General features: G+C 46.7%; 11 protein-coding genes and 1 rRNA gene. 8 read left to right on the plus strand and 4 right to left on the minus strand.

Going from position 1 to position 16464, the window contains the following annotated elements; genetic code table 11:
- Window positions 1–69: 69 nt before the first annotated feature.
- Window positions 70–2838, plus strand: a complete 2769-nt coding sequence (gene polA, locus M0415_RS16190) for a DNA polymerase I (RefSeq protein ID WP_249556551.1) — start codon at window positions 70–72, stop codon at window positions 2836–2838.
- 972 nt (window positions 2839–3810) lie between these two features.
- On the opposite strand, the gene yihA is transcribed toward polA, so the two are convergent.
- Window positions 3811–4470, minus strand: coding sequence for a ribosome biogenesis GTP-binding protein YihA/YsxC (yihA, locus tag M0415_RS16195; protein WP_011627696.1), 660 nt, complete (start codon window positions 4468–4470; stop codon window positions 3811–3813).
- A 169-nt stretch (window positions 4471–4639) separates the two neighbouring features.
- Between yihA and M0415_RS16200 the strand changes: the two genes are divergently transcribed.
- The 5 genes from M0415_RS16200 to hemN all read left to right on the plus strand — a co-directional run bounded on the left by M0415_RS16200 (window position 4640) and on the right by hemN (window position 9533).
- Window positions 4640–5263 carry a c-type cytochrome gene (locus M0415_RS16200; RefSeq protein WP_011624628.1) on the plus strand — a complete coding sequence of 208 codons (624 nt, stop codon included), beginning with the start codon at window positions 4640–4642 and terminating at the stop codon, window positions 5261–5263.
- 823 nt (window positions 5264–6086) lie between these two features.
- The gene (locus tag M0415_RS16205) at window positions 6087–6725 is read left to right on the plus strand and encodes a class I SAM-dependent methyltransferase (protein ID WP_133181854.1); all 639 of its coding nucleotides are present in this window, start codon (window positions 6087–6089) and stop codon (window positions 6723–6725) included.
- An 82-nt stretch (window positions 6726–6807) separates the two neighbouring features.
- Window positions 6808–7362 (plus strand): Der GTPase-activating protein YihI, encoded by a 555-nt coding sequence (gene yihI / locus M0415_RS16210; protein WP_249556552.1) that lies wholly within the window; start codon window positions 6808–6810, stop codon window positions 7360–7362.
- Between the two features lie 68 nt (window positions 7363–7430).
- Window positions 7431–7898 carry a DUF2489 domain-containing protein gene (locus tag M0415_RS16215; protein ID WP_011624631.1) on the plus strand — a complete coding sequence of 156 codons (468 nt, stop codon included), beginning with the start codon at window positions 7431–7433 and terminating at the stop codon, window positions 7896–7898.
- A 258-nt stretch (window positions 7899–8156) separates the two neighbouring features.
- Window positions 8157–9533: an oxygen-independent coproporphyrinogen III oxidase gene (hemN, locus tag M0415_RS16220; RefSeq protein ID WP_084796735.1), complete on the plus strand. Its 1377-nt coding sequence runs from the start codon at window positions 8157–8159 to the stop codon at window positions 9531–9533.
- Window positions 9534–9604: 71 nt separating this feature from the next.
- On the opposite strand, the gene add is transcribed toward hemN, so the two are convergent.
- Complete coding sequence (add, locus tag M0415_RS16225) at window positions 9605–10600, minus strand: adenosine deaminase (RefSeq protein ID WP_249556553.1); 996 nt, start codon at window positions 10598–10600, stop codon at window positions 9605–9607.
- Between the two features lie 211 nt (window positions 10601–10811).
- Between add and M0415_RS16230 the strand changes: the two genes are divergently transcribed.
- Window positions 10812–12617 carry a DUF885 domain-containing protein gene (locus M0415_RS16230; RefSeq protein ID WP_249556554.1) on the plus strand — a complete coding sequence of 602 codons (1806 nt, stop codon included), beginning with the start codon at window positions 10812–10814 and terminating at the stop codon, window positions 12615–12617.
- A 102-nt stretch (window positions 12618–12719) separates the two neighbouring features.
- Window positions 12720–13733: an alpha/beta fold hydrolase gene (locus tag M0415_RS16235; RefSeq protein ID WP_011624635.1), complete on the plus strand. Its 1014-nt coding sequence runs from the start codon at window positions 12720–12722 to the stop codon at window positions 13731–13733.
- Here the strand turns inward: M0415_RS16235 and M0415_RS16240 are convergent.
- Together M0415_RS16240 and rrf are read right to left on the minus strand one after the other, a co-directional pair.
- A complete protein-coding gene (locus tag M0415_RS16240; protein WP_249560502.1) occupies window positions 13690–16140 on the minus strand; it encodes an EAL domain-containing protein in 2451 nt (816 codons plus the stop codon). The genes M0415_RS16235 and M0415_RS16240 overlap by 44 nt on opposite strands.
- A gap of 228 nt (window positions 16141–16368) precedes the next feature.
- Window positions 16369–16464: ribosomal RNA gene (gene rrf / locus M0415_RS16245) — 5S ribosomal RNA — on the minus strand; the annotation flags it as partial.

The following is a 16464-nucleotide window of genomic DNA, read 5'->3' on the forward strand; positions in this document are numbered from 1 at the left end:
CCGTGGCTGAAATACCGTATCTGTGGCATGCTTACCGCCATCTAAGTCATCGATAAACGAAAATTACTTATGCCTACCATAGCCAATAACCCACTTGTCCTTGTGGATGGATCTTCTTATTTATATCGCGCCTATTATGCGCCTCCTCACCTGACAAACTCAAAGGGCGAAGCTACTGGTGCTGTTTATGGCGTAGTGAATATGCTCCGCAGCTTATTAAGCCGTTATCAACCTAGCCATATCGCTGTGGTGTTCGACGCTAAAGGCAAAACCTTCCGCAATGACTTATATGAAGAATACAAGGCACATCGCCCGCCCATGCCGGATGACCTGCGCTCACAAATTGAACCACTACACCGTATTATTCGTGCCTTAGGCCTGCCCTTAATCTCCATTCCAGGTGTAGAGGCGGACGATGTTATAGGCACTATCGCTCGCCAAGCGAGCCGCGAAAACCGCGCTGTACTCATCAGCACTGGTGATAAAGACATGGCGCAGCTGGTTGATGAAAATATCACGCTGATCAACACCATGACAGATACCATCATGGGTCCTGAAGAAGTTGCGGCTAAATATGGTGTTGGCCCAGACAGAATTATCGATTTCTTGGCGCTGATGGGCGACAAGGCAGATAACATTCCCGGTTTACCCGGCGTAGGCGAAAAAACCGCATTAGCTATGCTCACAGGGGCGGGCAGTGTCGCCAATTTGCTTGCAGAGCCCGAAAAAGTCACCGAATTAGGCTTTAGGGGCGCAAAAACCATGGCGGCAAAAATCATCGACAATGCCGACATGCTAAAACTGTCCTATGAGCTTGCCACCATTAAAACCGATGTTGAGCTCGAACAAGATTGGCATGAACTCGAAGCCAAACCCGCTGACAGGGATGAGCTGATCAAATGCTACGGCGAAATGGAATTTAAACGCTGGCTTGCCGAAGTCTTAGATAATAAGGCGCCGACGACGGTCGCAGCAAAAGTCGAAACGACCGAAACCCAAGAAGAATCAACGCCCAGCGTCACGATTGAAACCCAATACGATACGATTCTCACCGAAGCTCAGCTCGATGAGTGGATTGCCAAACTCAAGCAAGCGCCATTAATGGCCGTAGATACCGAGACCACCAGCCTCGACTATATGGTTGCGGAATTGGTTGGCCTGTCCTTTGCTGTTGAAGCGGGTAAAGCCGCCTATCTGCCCTTAGCCCACGATTATGTTGGCGCGCCTCAACAATTAGACAAGCAAACTGCACTCGAAAAACTACGCCCGATACTCGAAGACGCCAAGATCAAAAAAGTCGGTCAAAACCTGAAATATGACATCAGCGTATTGGCCAATGCAGGCATAAAACTCCAAGGTGTGGTATTCGACACTATGCTCGAATCCTATGTGTTTAACTCGATCGCCTCACGCCATGATATGGATGGGTTGGCACTTAAATACCTAGGCCATAAAAATATCGCCTTTGAAGATATCGCAGGTAAAGGTGCTAAACAGCTGACCTTCAACCAAATTCCGTTGGAAACAGCAGCGCCCTATGCGGCGGAAGATGCCGATATAACCCTACGTCTGCATCAACATTTGTGGCCAAGGCTCGAAAAAGAGACCGAATTAGCCTCGGTCTTTACCGATATTGAACTGCCGCTGATCCAAATACTGTCCGATATTGAACGCCAAGGTGTGTTTATCGATAGTATGTTGCTCGGCCAACAGAGTGATGAGCTTGCCCGCAAAATCGATGAGTTAGAAACAAAAGCTTATGATATTGCAGGTGAAAAATTCAATTTAAGCTCACCAAAGCAACTACAAGTGCTATTTTTTGAAAAGCTGGGTTACCCGGTCATCAAAAAGACCCCTAAGGGCGCCCCCTCTACCGCGGAAGAAGTGCTGGTTGAGTTGGCGCTGGATTTCCCTCTGCCGAAAGTGATCCTTGAACATAGAAGCCTGACCAAGTTAAAGAGTACTTACACCGACAAGCTCCCTTTAATGGTGAATGCTAAAACGGGCCGAGTGCACACAAGCTACCATCAGGCCAACGCCGCAACGGGGCGTTTATCCTCGAGCGAACCAAACCTACAGAATATACCTATCCGCACCGAGGAAGGTCGTCGTATTCGCCAAGCCTTTATTGCACCTCAAGGACGTAAGATTTTGGCCGCCGACTATTCGCAGATTGAATTACGGATCATGGCGCATTTATCCCAAGATGCGGGCTTACTGAAAGCCTTCGCCGAAGGTAAAGACATTCACAGAGCCACCGCCGCCGAAGTATTTGGCACCGACTTTGACAGCGTCACCTCGGAGCAGCGTCGCCGCGCCAAAGCCGTTAACTTTGGCCTTATCTATGGAATGTCCGCCTTTGGATTGGCGCGTCAGCTCGACATCCCCCGTAACGAGGCACAAACTTACATCGACACTTACTTCGCTCGCTATCCAGGCGTATTAAGGTATATGGAAGAAACACGAGCCAGTGCAGCAGAACTTGGCTATGTCTCTACGCTATTTGGGCGCCGTCTCTATTTACCTGAAATTCGCGACCGCAATGCAATGCGCCGCCAAGCAGCAGAAAGAGCCGCGATTAACGCCCCAATGCAAGGCACCGCCGCGGATATCATTAAAAAAGCCATGATCAGCATTGCCGATTGGATAAAAACCGATACCCAAGGTGAAATCGCCATGATCATGCAAGTCCACGACGAATTAGTATTCGAAGTCGATGCCGATAAAGCCGAAACACTCAAGCTCAAGGTGTGTGAACTCATGGCCAAAGCGGCCAATCTGGACGTGGAACTTCTGGCAGAAGCTGGTATTGGCGATAACTGGGATCAAGCCCACTAGCATTCAAGCTCTAGACTTTAGCCTCTAACACTGGTTGCTAACACTTACTAAGGCTCATTCTTTACAGGATGGGCCTTTATATTTGGTGCAACTCTTAGGTGCCGCTAAACTCGACATCGCAGAGAACGAGATGAGGAGAAGTTGTTTACTCAGGCGAATACCCTGATGGCGAATCCGCCTCAAGAGCGGGAAGCTGCATTCGACTCTCCATATCTCAGTCACTAAATTTAATCTCCCCTCAATTCTCGCAGCTTCAACACCGGTATAAGCACAACCAGCTATCCGCGAGACACTCCACGCAAGCCTAAACAATCGTTCGCTGATGGATACAACCAAGAACAATCACCAAAATAGAGTAAAAACATTAAATCTGAAGAATTGATCAATTCTGTACTAAAAATACGGTCAAATTAGCGAAATCAGTGGCTTAAATGCTATTTGTGAAAATATCAGATCAAACACCGCTGTTTTTTTCACCTAAAACTTGAGATCTACTGCACACAATTATCACTTTTTCAAAAAAACTGTTTTCCATTTAGAGATAAATAGCGTATTATTCTCTGCGTAGGGTACAGAGGTTAAGATGTTCTATCTTTCAGACCTTTATTTCACTTATAGTGACGAGCCAAATTCTGGCGCCCCAGCAACTTGTTTGCTGGGGCTTTTTTTTGCTCTTTTTTCGGCCTTGGGATGATTTCAACAAAGGTGAGTAAATTTTAGAGTATTTACTTTAATAAAAGGTAAATTCGATGTATGCTGTCTTCATTGAGAACCATTGAAGGTAATTTGATGGTGCTTGAGTCTTGTTGAATTTAGCTTCTCCCCAAAAGAGCTAAAATTTTGGCCGGTGACTAATGTTATCGGCTATTTTTTTGCCCAAAATTTACGGGGTGAAATAGATGTTTTATAAGGGGATATTGCAGAAAGAAATGGCCGAATGCGCTAGTGGCATCCGACCATAAAGCAAAAGGCTTACTCAGCGTCTTCTTGGTTTTCTAACTCATCGGCCAACCATTGCGGATGACACCATTCATTTAAGATACTAAGCACTTTTGGTTTGCCCGTGCCTTTGAGCGCAGAAAAAGGCTCAACCTGTACCCAATCACCAAACTCAACCAGCGCTTTACGCACTTCGTTCACGGTCTTCATCTTCGCGCTTTGCGCCAATTTATCGGACTTAGTCAGTAATGCGAGTACTGGAATTTCACTCGCAACCGCCCATTCGATCATCTGCATATCCAAATCTTTCAACGGATGACGAATATCCATCAATACCACAACGCCACTTAAGCACGCACGCTTCTGCAAATATTCGCCGAGGGATTGTTGCCACTTTAATTTCATGGCTAAAGGCACTTGGGCAAAGCCGTAACCCGGTAAATCGACTAATCGGCGCTGCGCATCGAGTTCAAATACGTTAATTAGCTGAGTGCGCCCCGGGGTTTTACTGGTACGCGCTAAGTTTTTCTGCTCAGTTAATGCATTGAGCGCACTCGATTTTCCGGCATTAGAGCGACCAGCAAAAGCAATCTCAACACCAACGTCGCCGGGCAGATATTGATCCAAATGTGCAATGTCAGGTGCACTGATTAAAAACTTCGCCCTGCGAAAATCTATATGAGATTCAGTCACTATTTACTCCAATATATTTACTGCGCAATACCATAATTTATGAAGAATTGCTTACTTTTCCACGTTTTCGTGTAAAATATTACCCCGATCACATTAAACATATTTTACCACGCTTGCGGGTCACCCTAGTAAGCTCAGGATAATAATCTTAACCAGAAGTTGGAACGCCATGAAAAAGTTAGCTCTTGCGCTGTCTGTTGTAGTTGCCGCCATATCTTCACCTGCGATTGCTGAAGGTAATGCTGAAGCGGGAAAAACTAAAGTTATCGTTTGTTCTGCCTGTCACGGCATGGACGGTAACAGTATGATCGATATGTACCCTAAGCTTGCGGGCCAACACGCCACATACCTCCAAAAGCAACTACATGATTTCCGTAGTGCAGCGCAATCTGGCGGTAAAGATGGTCGTATGGATCCTATCATGAGTGGTATGGCAATGCCTCTAAGCGATCAAGATATTCTTGATATCAGCGCTTATTTCTCTAGCCAAGCAATCCAAGTTGCTGAAGCAAAAGATGTTCCTGAGCTAGGTGCAAAACTTTACAAAGGTGGCGATGTATCACGCGGCATCACAGCTTGTATGGCATGTCATGGTCCAGATGCTAAAGGTGCTGAATCAGCTGGTTTCCCAGCACTGGCTGGCCAACACGCTAACTACATCAAGATCCAACTGACTAAGTTCCGTGATGCAGGTCGCCACAACGACCTCAACGGCATGATGCAAGATGTCGCGAAAAAGTTAAGCGACAGTGATATCGAAGCATTATCTAAGTACATTGCTAGCCTGAAATAGGTTTTAGCGATAAAAAAGGGTGCACTGTCACCCTTTTTTATCGCCACAAAGTTTACGTTAACGTAAACTGACAAAGATTCATACTTGACATAGATCACAGATTTGGGTTTAATAAGCCCCGTACCGAGATAAACCCGTCTGTTTGTACAAATAAATTAATAATAACTTGCAGATTTCGGTATAATTAACATTCAAGATATAAGAATAAAGACTCTCAATAACAATAATATAACTAAGACCACTCTCTAATAATAATAAGAGCAGTGATTTCGCCTTGAAATCCCGGTCAGTACATTTTTGTAAGGGATGGCCGATAACGCCAATTTGCGATAAGCAAATCGCCTTACACTCAGGGTAACTTGCCCCATCAGGACACAGTTTGAATGATTCAAACTGTAGCAAAGGAAGCTAATAGCTTTGGATGCACTGGCTGGAAGCTTGTTATCACTGGAAGGTACTTCAAGCAACATGGATGGTTAACTTAACGTCATTGATGACGCTGTAATAAAGATGTGTCTTGAGACCATCTACGGAAACTGTGGTCTGGATGGCAACAGAAACTAATTAAGAGTCTGGAAGACCGATAACTAAAATGATGCAGGGAAAGCAGTAAAAAAAAGAAGGATACCGACCGGGAAAGTCGCATAGCAAGTAAGGATACTTGGAATCAGAATAGGGTGCAAAATGCACCGTTTGTAAGGCGGCAGTTTAACTGCCGCCTTTTTTCTTTGTGATTCTCCACCAGCATACATCCAGCACCGAAAGTGCACTTCCGCAATATAATTGTTACAATCAAGACCTTAATACTTTTCTAGTTGACTCAATGCGCAGATGTCCTCTTTGTCATAGCACGCAAACACTGTTGCTCCTTCAGGACAAGAAACGGTGTTTTTATGTTTGCCAGACATGCGGACTCACCTTTGCCGACGCAAATAGCCATCTTCCTCCCGCGGCAGAAAAACAGCGTTATGGCCGTTCGCGGATTGCCGCCAAACAGCGCCAACTGTCGCAATTCATTTTACCGCTACTAGAACAAATACAATTGCAGCAAAAAGGTAGCCTTACGGGCTTAAATTTTGGACGCGTGTTAGATCAAACCAGTCTGGCGACCATTGAATCGGCGGGACACACTTTCAAGCAGTATGATCCTTTCTTCGCACCCGACCACGAAACGCTTAAGCAAGAGTATGATTTTATTTGTTGCTACCGAGTCTTTGAGCATTTTCAGCACCCCAGTAGAGAATGGAGTTTACTGACCCGTTTACTCAAATCGGGTGGCTGGTTAGCGATTAGCACACCCTTATTAATTGATTTAGAAGGCTTTGCTAAATGGCATTATAAAAACAATCTCACTCACGTGAGTTTTTACCAAAGACAAACCTTTGAATACCTAGCGAGTAATAGCGATTTTGAACTATTATTTGCCGCAAAAGACCTCGTTTTGATGCAAAAAACATCATAATCTGGTATAACAGCCGACCGAATTTAGTACCGAGTCGATCCCGTATCGGCTAGGCCACACGTTGTAAACAATTGAGAAAATCATGTCTCGTAGCAAGAAAACACGCAAGGGCGGCGATAATAGCCCTAAATTACAGCCAAGAGTGAAAAAGCAGGACCGTTCAGAAGTCACTGGCAAGCGCGCCGAAAAGGGCAACAAGTCTGGCAGTCGTCATAATGAGGCGCTGATCCAGGCTCAAGCACCACAGAAAAAGGCTGCACAGAAGAAAGATCCTCGCCATGGCAGCAAAAAGCCTGTGGCATTGGCTTTACCAACTGCAACAGAAAAACCAGCCACACCTAAGGTTAAGCAACCCAAGTTAACCGACGAGCAAAAACTGCTGAAGCTGGAAGAAGATCCAAGACTGAACCAGTTGCTCGATATGTTGGAAGAAGGCCGTAACTTAAGCAATGACGACCAACAATGGTTAGATCAGCAGCTGAACAAGATTGAAGCCCTGATGATTAAATTGGGTATCAGCGATGAGTTAGAAGATGAAGCGCCAGCGAAAAAATCTAAAGTCGATTCAGATGATGACCTGTTCGATCGCTTTGAATCGGGTGCCGACCTGCTAAAAGATTATCAAGATAAGTTTTAAATCTTAGAATATGCATAAAAACAAAGCGCTCAGCCTTTGTTTTTATGCAGTCTAAACAAGGAGTTTACGTGTCAACCACTCTTATCCTGCTTGGTTTTATCATCATTGTTGCCCTCAGTAGTTACGCCACTTTCTTACTCCTCAAGCTCAAGCAACAGAAACAACGCCAACAGGCGCTCACTGCCGAACGTGAAGCGGCGGCTAACGCGAAGCGCGCCCAAGTACTAGAAGATATTCGTTATATCGCCACCGCCATGATTGACGACCGCTGCGAAATCTCTGAAGGTGTGGTGAGGATTGGCCGTTTATTTGAAATTTTATCCTTAAGCGAGCGCGTGGCACCTGAGTTCCCGGCATTCTTCCAACACTTTGAGCTGATTAAAGATCACCCGATTATGGAAGCTCGCCAAGCCCTGCCAAAGCAAGAACGGATGAAGCTCGATTTTGTCCGCATGAAATCTGAAGCTGAACTGGCCGAAGGTATTACCGCCGATGCCAAAAAGCTCTCAAATTATCAATTAAAAGCCCCACATTAAGCTGACAACATTAACCTCAAGGCCAAAACCTTGGCTTTGAGGCCCAATCGCTCCCGCATTTCTTTTCCCACACAGAGTACGGCTTCACGTGAGCCTGTGCACAAAACCTCCAAAAAACAACAGACATTAGCTCCTTTTTCATAGATATTGCGTAACTTCTAAAAGGACAGACATCATTTTTACAACCTAGATCAAGGTTATTTGGCTAAGAACCTTGCATACTTCGCTTGTTGCTAATTTACCCTCGGAGGACACGCCTTGAAGCAGCCCACTCAGATAAGCTGGGATCAGTCGATGATCGAAAAATATAACTACAGCGGTCCCCGTTACACCTCTTACCCAACGGCGCTGGAGTTCGATGATTCATTCACTGAACAAAACCTGTTAACGGCGATTGAAAACAGTAAGAGTGACAAACTGTCGCTGTATATTCACATCCCCTTCTGCGCCAAACTTTGCTACTACTGTGGCTGTAATAAAGTTATCACTCGCCACGCCCACAAGGCCGATCAATATATCGAGTATTTAAGCCACGAAATTATTAAGCGCGCTCCGCTGTTTAAGCACTACACAGTCACCCAAATGCACTGGGGCGGCGGCACTCCAACCTTCTTAAATCCTGAGCAAATTCTGAAGTTAACCGACTTAATTAAGGCTAACTTTAACTTTGCCGCTGAAGGTGAGTTCTCTATCGAAGTTGACCCGCGTGAGATTGAGCTTTCAATGCTCGATACCTTAAAAGAAGCGGGCTTTAACCGCATTTCTATCGGCGTACAGGACTTCAATAAAGAAGTACAAGTCGCGGTAAACCGTGAGCAGGACGAGCAATTTATTTTCGATTTAATGGCCAAAGCCAAGGCCATGGGATTTGTCTCAACCAATATCGACTTAATTTACGGTCTGCCACATCAGACACCCGAAACATTCGCCGCCACCATGCAACGCGTGTTAGACCTGTCGCCCGATCGTCTATCTGTGTTCAACTATGCCCACTTACCCGCGCGTTTTGCCGCGCAGCGTAAGATTAAAGATGAACATTTACCTTCGCCAAAACAAAAACTCGAGATGTTGCATCAAACAATCGAGACTTTAACTGGCGCGGGTTATCAGTACATCGGCATGGACCACTTCGCTAAGCCTGACGATGAGCTGGCTAAGCTGCAACGCGAAGGCAAACTGCATCGCAACTTCCAGGGTTATACCACCCAAGAAGAATGCGACCTACTCGGTCTGGGCGTGTCTTCAATCAGCCAAATCGGCGATTGTTATGCGCAGAACCAGAAGGATATTCGTCCTTACTACGAAGCCATCGACAAAGACGGACATGCACTGTGGAAAGGCTGTAGCCTGAACCGTGACGACGAAATCCGCCGCGTCGTGATCAAACAACTGATCTGCCACTTCGATTTAGATATGGCAAAAATGGACGAGAAACTAGGTATTAAGTTTGAGGAATACTTCGCCGAAGACTTAAAACTGCTGCAAACCTTTATCGACGATAAGTTAGTCGACGTCACCGACAGAAAGATCACCATCAGCCCCACAGGCCGCCTGTTGATCCGCAATATCTGTATGTGCTTCGACCTTTACTACCGTCAAAAAGCGCGTCAACAACAGTTCTCCCGTGTGATCTAACACAGACGCCTCTCCAATAAAAAAATCCGACTCAAATGTCGGATTTTTTATTGGGAAACAGAGCTACTTACTTAAGCTTTAGCCGCATACAGCGCCTTGCGCTCACTCTCAGATAAAAACGCCATTTCCACCCCATTGCGTTGCACCTGAGTCAGCTCAGCATCGCTTAGCCCTAGTTCAGACTTGGCAATGCGGTACTCATGCTTAATATCAATCGCACTCACACCCGGATCATCGGTGTTAAGGCTTATCAACACCCCCGCATCCATAAAGGTTCTGAAGGGATGTTCCGCATAGGAAGATACGGTCGATGTGTGCAGGTTGCTGGTTGGGCAAGATTCGATACCGATACGGTGTTTTGCGAGATATTCCATCAGCTTAGGATCGTGAATCGCATTCACGCCATGGCCGATACGTGTCGCCCCCAGATCCTGAATCGCTTGCCACATACTTTGTGAACCCGCCGCTTCCCCCGCATGGGCGGTAATGGCTAAGCCAGCGTCTCGTACTCGCTTAAAGTGCTCGTTAAACAATTCGCCAGGGAAGCCAAGCTCATCGCCGGCTAAATCCATCGCGACTATATGTTGTTTATGTGCGAGCAGGCCTTCAAGCTCCTGAGTACAAGCGGCTTGGCCGAAGGAGCGCGACATAATCCCGATTAGATTGATTTTAACTTGGTAATCTTTCAGGCCCGCTTTCACCCCATCGATAACCGCTTCAACCACACCTTCAATCGGTAGCTTATGGTTCATCGCCATGTAATATGGGCTAAAACGCAGCTCCGCATAATCAAGGCCAGATAACGCCGCATCCGCCACGTTTTCATAGGCGACACGTTTTACCGCATCTAAATCAGCGAGAACCGCCACCATCCAGTCAAGCTTCTTCAAGAAGGCGACTAAGCTGGTTTCTTTCCCCTGAATTTGTACAAATGGCGCGAGAGTCTCTAAAGAATCGGCAGGCAAAGCAATGCCGTGTTGGTGTCCGAGTTCCCAAATGGTGTTCACTCGCACGTTACCATCTAAGTGACGATGCAAATCCACCAATGGAATGGATGTATTGATCATAATTAACCCCTATGTGAACTACCCAGCCAATGCTTTTGTTATTTGGTCTAGGGCGGAACCTAAGTTTAACACGCATTCTTTGGTGGCACTCAGCTAAGGGCGGGATTTAAATTCACATTCAGTCACAATTCTGCTTAATATGCGTACAACAATCTGGGGTAAACCTCAGGCATAATGACTTCAATAACAACGAAAATATCCGAGATAAATCATGCATAAATTCTTTACCCCAAGCTTACTGATTTGCGCCCTGAGTGCCTGTAGCGCGGTTCAGCCCCCGTCTGCACCAACCGCACAGACAACCGCGGCTGTTGCACAATCCACGGCCAAGACTATGGCCCCGGCCCTACAAGCAATTGTGGATCAAAGTTGGCAACTCCAACTCAGTGCCAGCCCTGAAATGGCCTATGGTATGGGGGATAAGAGTGCTGCGGGTAAACTGCAAGATCTGTCCCCAGAAGCCTTAGCCAAACTCAATCAGGGACAAATTGCCATCCTCGCCCAATTGAAAGCCCTAGATCGCAGCAAGCTGAGTAAAGAGGATAAAATCAACGCCCAAATCCTCGAAGATCAGATCCAAAACGAGGTCGACCTGTATAAATACAAGGATTACTATCTGCCGATCACCGCAGAGAGCGGCTTCCACGCCTATATATCTTCCATTGCACAAGGGCGATTCAACACCCTAGAGGATTACCAAAACTACCTAGGTAAGCTTAAGGCGCTACCGACCTATTTTGCCCAGCAAACCCATTGGTTAAAACAAGGCTTAAAGGAAGGGATTACGCCGCCTAAAGCGACGCTCAAGGGATTTGAAAACAGCATTAGTGCCTACATCTTACCGGTAGAGAAGAGCAGTTATTTCAAGCCTTTTACTCAATACCCAAGCCACTTTACTGAGGCGCAAAAAGCACAACTGACCCAAGAAGGCCGAGCATCGGTCGAGCAGAATGTGCTCCCAACCTATCAGGCTTTTTATGATTTTATGACCCAGGAGTATATGCCCAACACTCGGGAAAATATTGCTGCTAACAGTTTACCCGATGGTGATGCCTTCTATGAGAACCGCGTTCGCTACTACACAACCTTAAATATGACCTCGGCCGAAGTGCACGAGCTCGGTTTAAAAGAAGTGAAGCGTATCCGCCAGGAAATGGAGCAAGTCATTAAGTCTGTTGGCTTTAAAGGCAACTTTGCCGACTTTTTGCATTTCTTGAGAACCGACCCCCAGTTTTACACCACCAGTGCGGATCAGCTCCTGAAAGAAGCAGCCTTTATTGCCAAAAAAGCCGATGCCATGTTGCCAAAATATTTTGGTAAATTGCCACGCAAACCCTATGGTATCGCACCAGTGCCGGCCGAAATCGCCCCTAAATACACCTCAGGCCGTTATTCAGGCTCTAATCGTGACGACGAGCCGGGTTACTACTGGGTCAATACCTACGCCTTAGATAAGCGTCCGCTCTATGAACTCGAAGCGCTCACGCTGCACGAAGCCGTGCCCGGGCATCATCTGCAGATTTCACTAAACTCCGAACTGAGCTCGTTGCCTGATTTTCGTCGCTACAGCTATATTTCGGCCTTTGGTGAAGGTTGGGGATTGTATAGCGAATACTTAGGATTAGAAGCGGGATTCTATCAAGACCCTTACAGTAACTTTGGACGCCTAACCTATGAGATGTGGCGCGCCGCTCGTCTCGTTGTCGATACGGGGATGCACGCCCAAGGCTGGAGTCGAGAACAAGCCATCGAGTTTATGGCGAGCAACACGGCGTTATCGCTCCACAATGTGACCACCGAAATTGACCGTTACATCACTTGGCCAGGGCAAGCGCTCTCTTACAAGATTGGTGAGCTCACCATTAAACGCCTACGCGCGAAAGCCGAGCAAGCCTTAGGCGATAAATTTGATATTCGCGCCTTCCACGACGCCGTATTAGAGAATGGTTCTGTACCTATGTCGGTGCTGGAACAGCAGATAAACGACTTTATCGAAGCGCAAAAAGCCGCGATTTAAGCTCATCCCAAGGGAGCGGGTATTTTCCTGCTCCCTTTCCTGCCCGCCCTAGTTCTCTGATACACTCTAGCAAACCTTTTTGCCCGAGATGTGCGACAGAGTATGAGCCAAACGCCCCTAAACTTTCCAAGGGAAGAGTTTTCCAAGGTAGCTTTTTCAACGGAACACGATTTAAATACTTCTGAACAGCAAGCCTTCTGGCAGACCGTTGTCCAAGACACTCTCAAAACGCCCGATGGATTAACTTTGGCCTATATGATGGTCAAGCATCCCAAGGCCCATGCCAGCATAGTCATCAGCAGCGGCCGGGTTGAATCCTACTTAAAGTATCAAGAATTGGTATTTGACCTGTATCAGCAAGGCTATTCGGTGTTTGCTATCGATCACCGCGGCCAAGGGTTATCGAGCCGCATGACGGCCAATCCCCATCAAGGCCACGTGCGGCGGTTCAACGACTATATCGACGACTTTGCCCTGTTTATGCAAACCGTTGTACTCAAACATGCCACTTCGCCACTGTTCTTGCTCGGGCATTCCATGGGCGGCGCCATCGGCACCTTGTATCTCAAACAACATCCGGATGTGTTTACGGCGGCAGCATTTTCAGCTCCCATGTATGGCATTAAGTTACCTATGCCCAAAGGATTTGTCCGTTGGCTTGCGAGTAAGCTCGATGCCAGCCTCAATGGTGGAGAACCTAACTACGTGCTCAGCGGGCAAAACTATAAGGCAGCTCCCTTTAAAGGCAATGATCTCACCCACTGCCAGAGCCGTTATCAAGCCTACCGAGAGTTGTACGATGCGGCGCCAAAGCTGCAATTAGGCTCACCGACTAACCGCTGGTTGACTGAATCTTTAGACGCGGCCGATGCCTGTGTCTTGGCCACTGCACATATCCGCACGCCCATTCTGATCCTACAAGCCAGTGAGGATAAGATTGTCGACAATGCCGCACAAAATCTGGCGGTAAGCTCAAATTGCCAATTAAAAGTGATTGCAGGGGCTGCCCATGAGATTTTTATGGAGAAAGATAGCTACCGTAATCAAGCGCTTAATTACGCACTCGACTTTTTTAAACGCTACGCAACAAGGGACGTGGACAAACAAGCTGTTTAAAGTCATTAACACTTAAGGCGCGAGCAATATTGTAGCCTTGGAAGCGGGTACAACCTAAGCGGCTAAAGAGTTGCTGTTGCTGTGGTGATTCGACACCTTTGGCCACGATAGGCAAGTTAAAGGGGTGTACCGACTGAATCAGCGCTTGGCTCCAGCTCGCATCATTCGTTAAATTGGCGGCACAATGTAAATCGAGTTTTACCTCATTCAAGGGATAGTGACGCAAGCAACTCAAGGCGCCCTGTCCCGCACCAAAGTTATCTAGGGTTATTGCCACCCCAGCTTCTGCGAGCAGACTGATCCTCGGCAGAATAAAGGAGGCTGATGTTAGTAATGCACTCTCGGTTAACTCAATTCCCAGCTGATTGTCATCCAGCTCGTAGCGACGGGTTAATGCAACCAATTGCTCGACAAATTCAGCTTGGCAGAAAGATAAGGTACTAATATTCAAAGTTAAACGTGGCAGGTTAATACCCTGCTGTTTAAATTGCTTAATCAACTGGCAAACGCGCGTAGCCACATTTAAATCGAGCGATGCAATCAAACCATGGCGCTCGGCTAAATCAATAAATTTAGCGACCGGAACAATTTCCCCATCCGCTAAATGCCAGCGGGATAAAACCTCGGCCGACACTATCTTGCCTTGCATATCCACCACTGGCTGGAACATTAACGACAACTGATTTTCGGCAATTGCACGCTCTAATCTGTTCAATAAAGACGACTCAGGATCCTGCGAGCGTTCTAAATCTGGGTGATAGAAAGCGCAACCTGCGTGTTCACTCGACTGAGCATGCTGCATCGCGAGCTCTGCACGTCGCACGGCGAGTTCTGGCGCAAGCATATCTACAGAATCTAATAAGCAAATCCCAATATTCGCATTTAAACGAAAATCATGTTCACCATAATGGAAGGGACGAGTGGCGATTTGTTTAAGCTCAGTAGCCAACGCCAAGGCTCGACGTCCGGCCATATTCGCATCGGCAGCCAACTCCTTAGCTAACAAGGCGAACCGGCCCAATTCGAGATGAGCAACGACAATATTTTCAGCAAAATAACTCGATAGCCTTGCACTTAATTGCGACAACAATCGCTCAAGTTCATGGGATGTGAGAGTGTCATTCGCCCCAAGGGTTTCGACATTGAGTAATAACAAAGCCCCCCAATGCCCCGCACTGGTTCGCTGATTAAGGTATTGGGATAACTGCTCCGTAAAGGTTTCAGGGAGCATCTTAGGACCTGCCACAGATTGCTTCACTAATTCGGCGATCGCAGCATGGTTTCGCTCACTCTCAGAGACATCGACATGAATACCGATCATTCGAGTCGGTCGACCAAGGTGGTCCCAGTCGACTAACATGCCACGGTCAAATACCCAAACATAATGCCCATCTCTATGTTGTAAACGATGGACACTCTCAAATTCTTTCGTCTTGCCACTGACATACTCTTGCAGGCAGTCCAACACGGCTTGCTTATCATCGGGATGCAAACGCGTTTCCCAGGTCTGGAACACTTCCTCTAGCTCATCGGGTTGATAACCAATCATTTCCTTCCAACGATCAGAAAGAAACACTTCGCCAGAACGAATATTCCAATCCCAGATCCCATTGCGTGAACCTTCAACCGCAAACAACCAACGTTGCTCACTATCGTTAAGCTGCTTAACTGCACGCCCTAGATGTTCATGAACCTGCTGCAGTGTCGTTTGTAGAGACAAGACCTCGGAGGCACTCCAAGGCACTTGGGTCGAAAACTCGGGAGTGCCCACATGCTTTGCCGATTCGCTTAACATCTTGAATGGACGGATCAAAAGGTAATATAAAACAAAGGTAAAACCGATTAACAGAAGCGCTCCGAGCCCCCAGACACGCATAAATCGTTGTTGTAATTCGGTTGAAGCTTTAGCCACTAACGGCGCGAGATCAGACTCAAGATAGATAAGCTCTGTTGCTCCAGGATATTGAGCATCGACGGGATAATAGGCTTGAATCGATAATCGGTCTGGATTTATTGAAACACTCGCCTGTCCAGATTGCACCACGGCATGATGCCTAACCACATCGTAACCATCAATCACTTCAATGGCATTGCTATCACGCCAAACAGTATGATTTGCAAAACGAATGCGACTATTCGCATCCAGCAAGATATAAACCATGACATTCATATCTAAGGTTGCCAGAGAGACTTCCTGCTCGATACGTTCAACATCTTGTAACGCTTGCGCCGACTGCACTATCGTTTGCATGCGTAAAAGTTGCTGCTTTATCTGGTTCACCTGGCGATCGGCCAGTTCATTACGTACCAGCTCGCTCTCATAGAAATACTCAGCCGTAACCAACACTAAATAAAGTGCCAGCATGCAGACAGGTATCAATACTGCGAGCGAGAGTTTGCGAAGCATGGGTAGCCAAATGTCTTTAATAAAAAGATGGACGCCCAGTATGCTAACGGGAAACCCGTTACTAAGCAAAAAGACTTAACATAAGTGGAGTTATTTTAGACTAAATACGCTAATCGATTGAAAGAACTGCTAGCGAGCGAGACTATAAAGTGAAGAATAGAAAATAAATTGATAAAACAGAAAACAAAAAAGCCAGCTTATTCAGCTGGCTTCATTGTTTAATTAGGCGCTTGGCGATGACCTACTCTCACATGGGGAGACCCCACACTACCATCGGCGCGATTGCGTTTCACTTCTGAGTTCGGGATGGGATCAGGTGGGACC

The sequence above is a fragment of the Shewanella sp. 10B genome (genome assembly GCF_023475885.1).
Lineage (GTDB): Bacteria > Pseudomonadota > Gammaproteobacteria > Enterobacterales > Shewanellaceae > Shewanella > Shewanella mangrovisoli.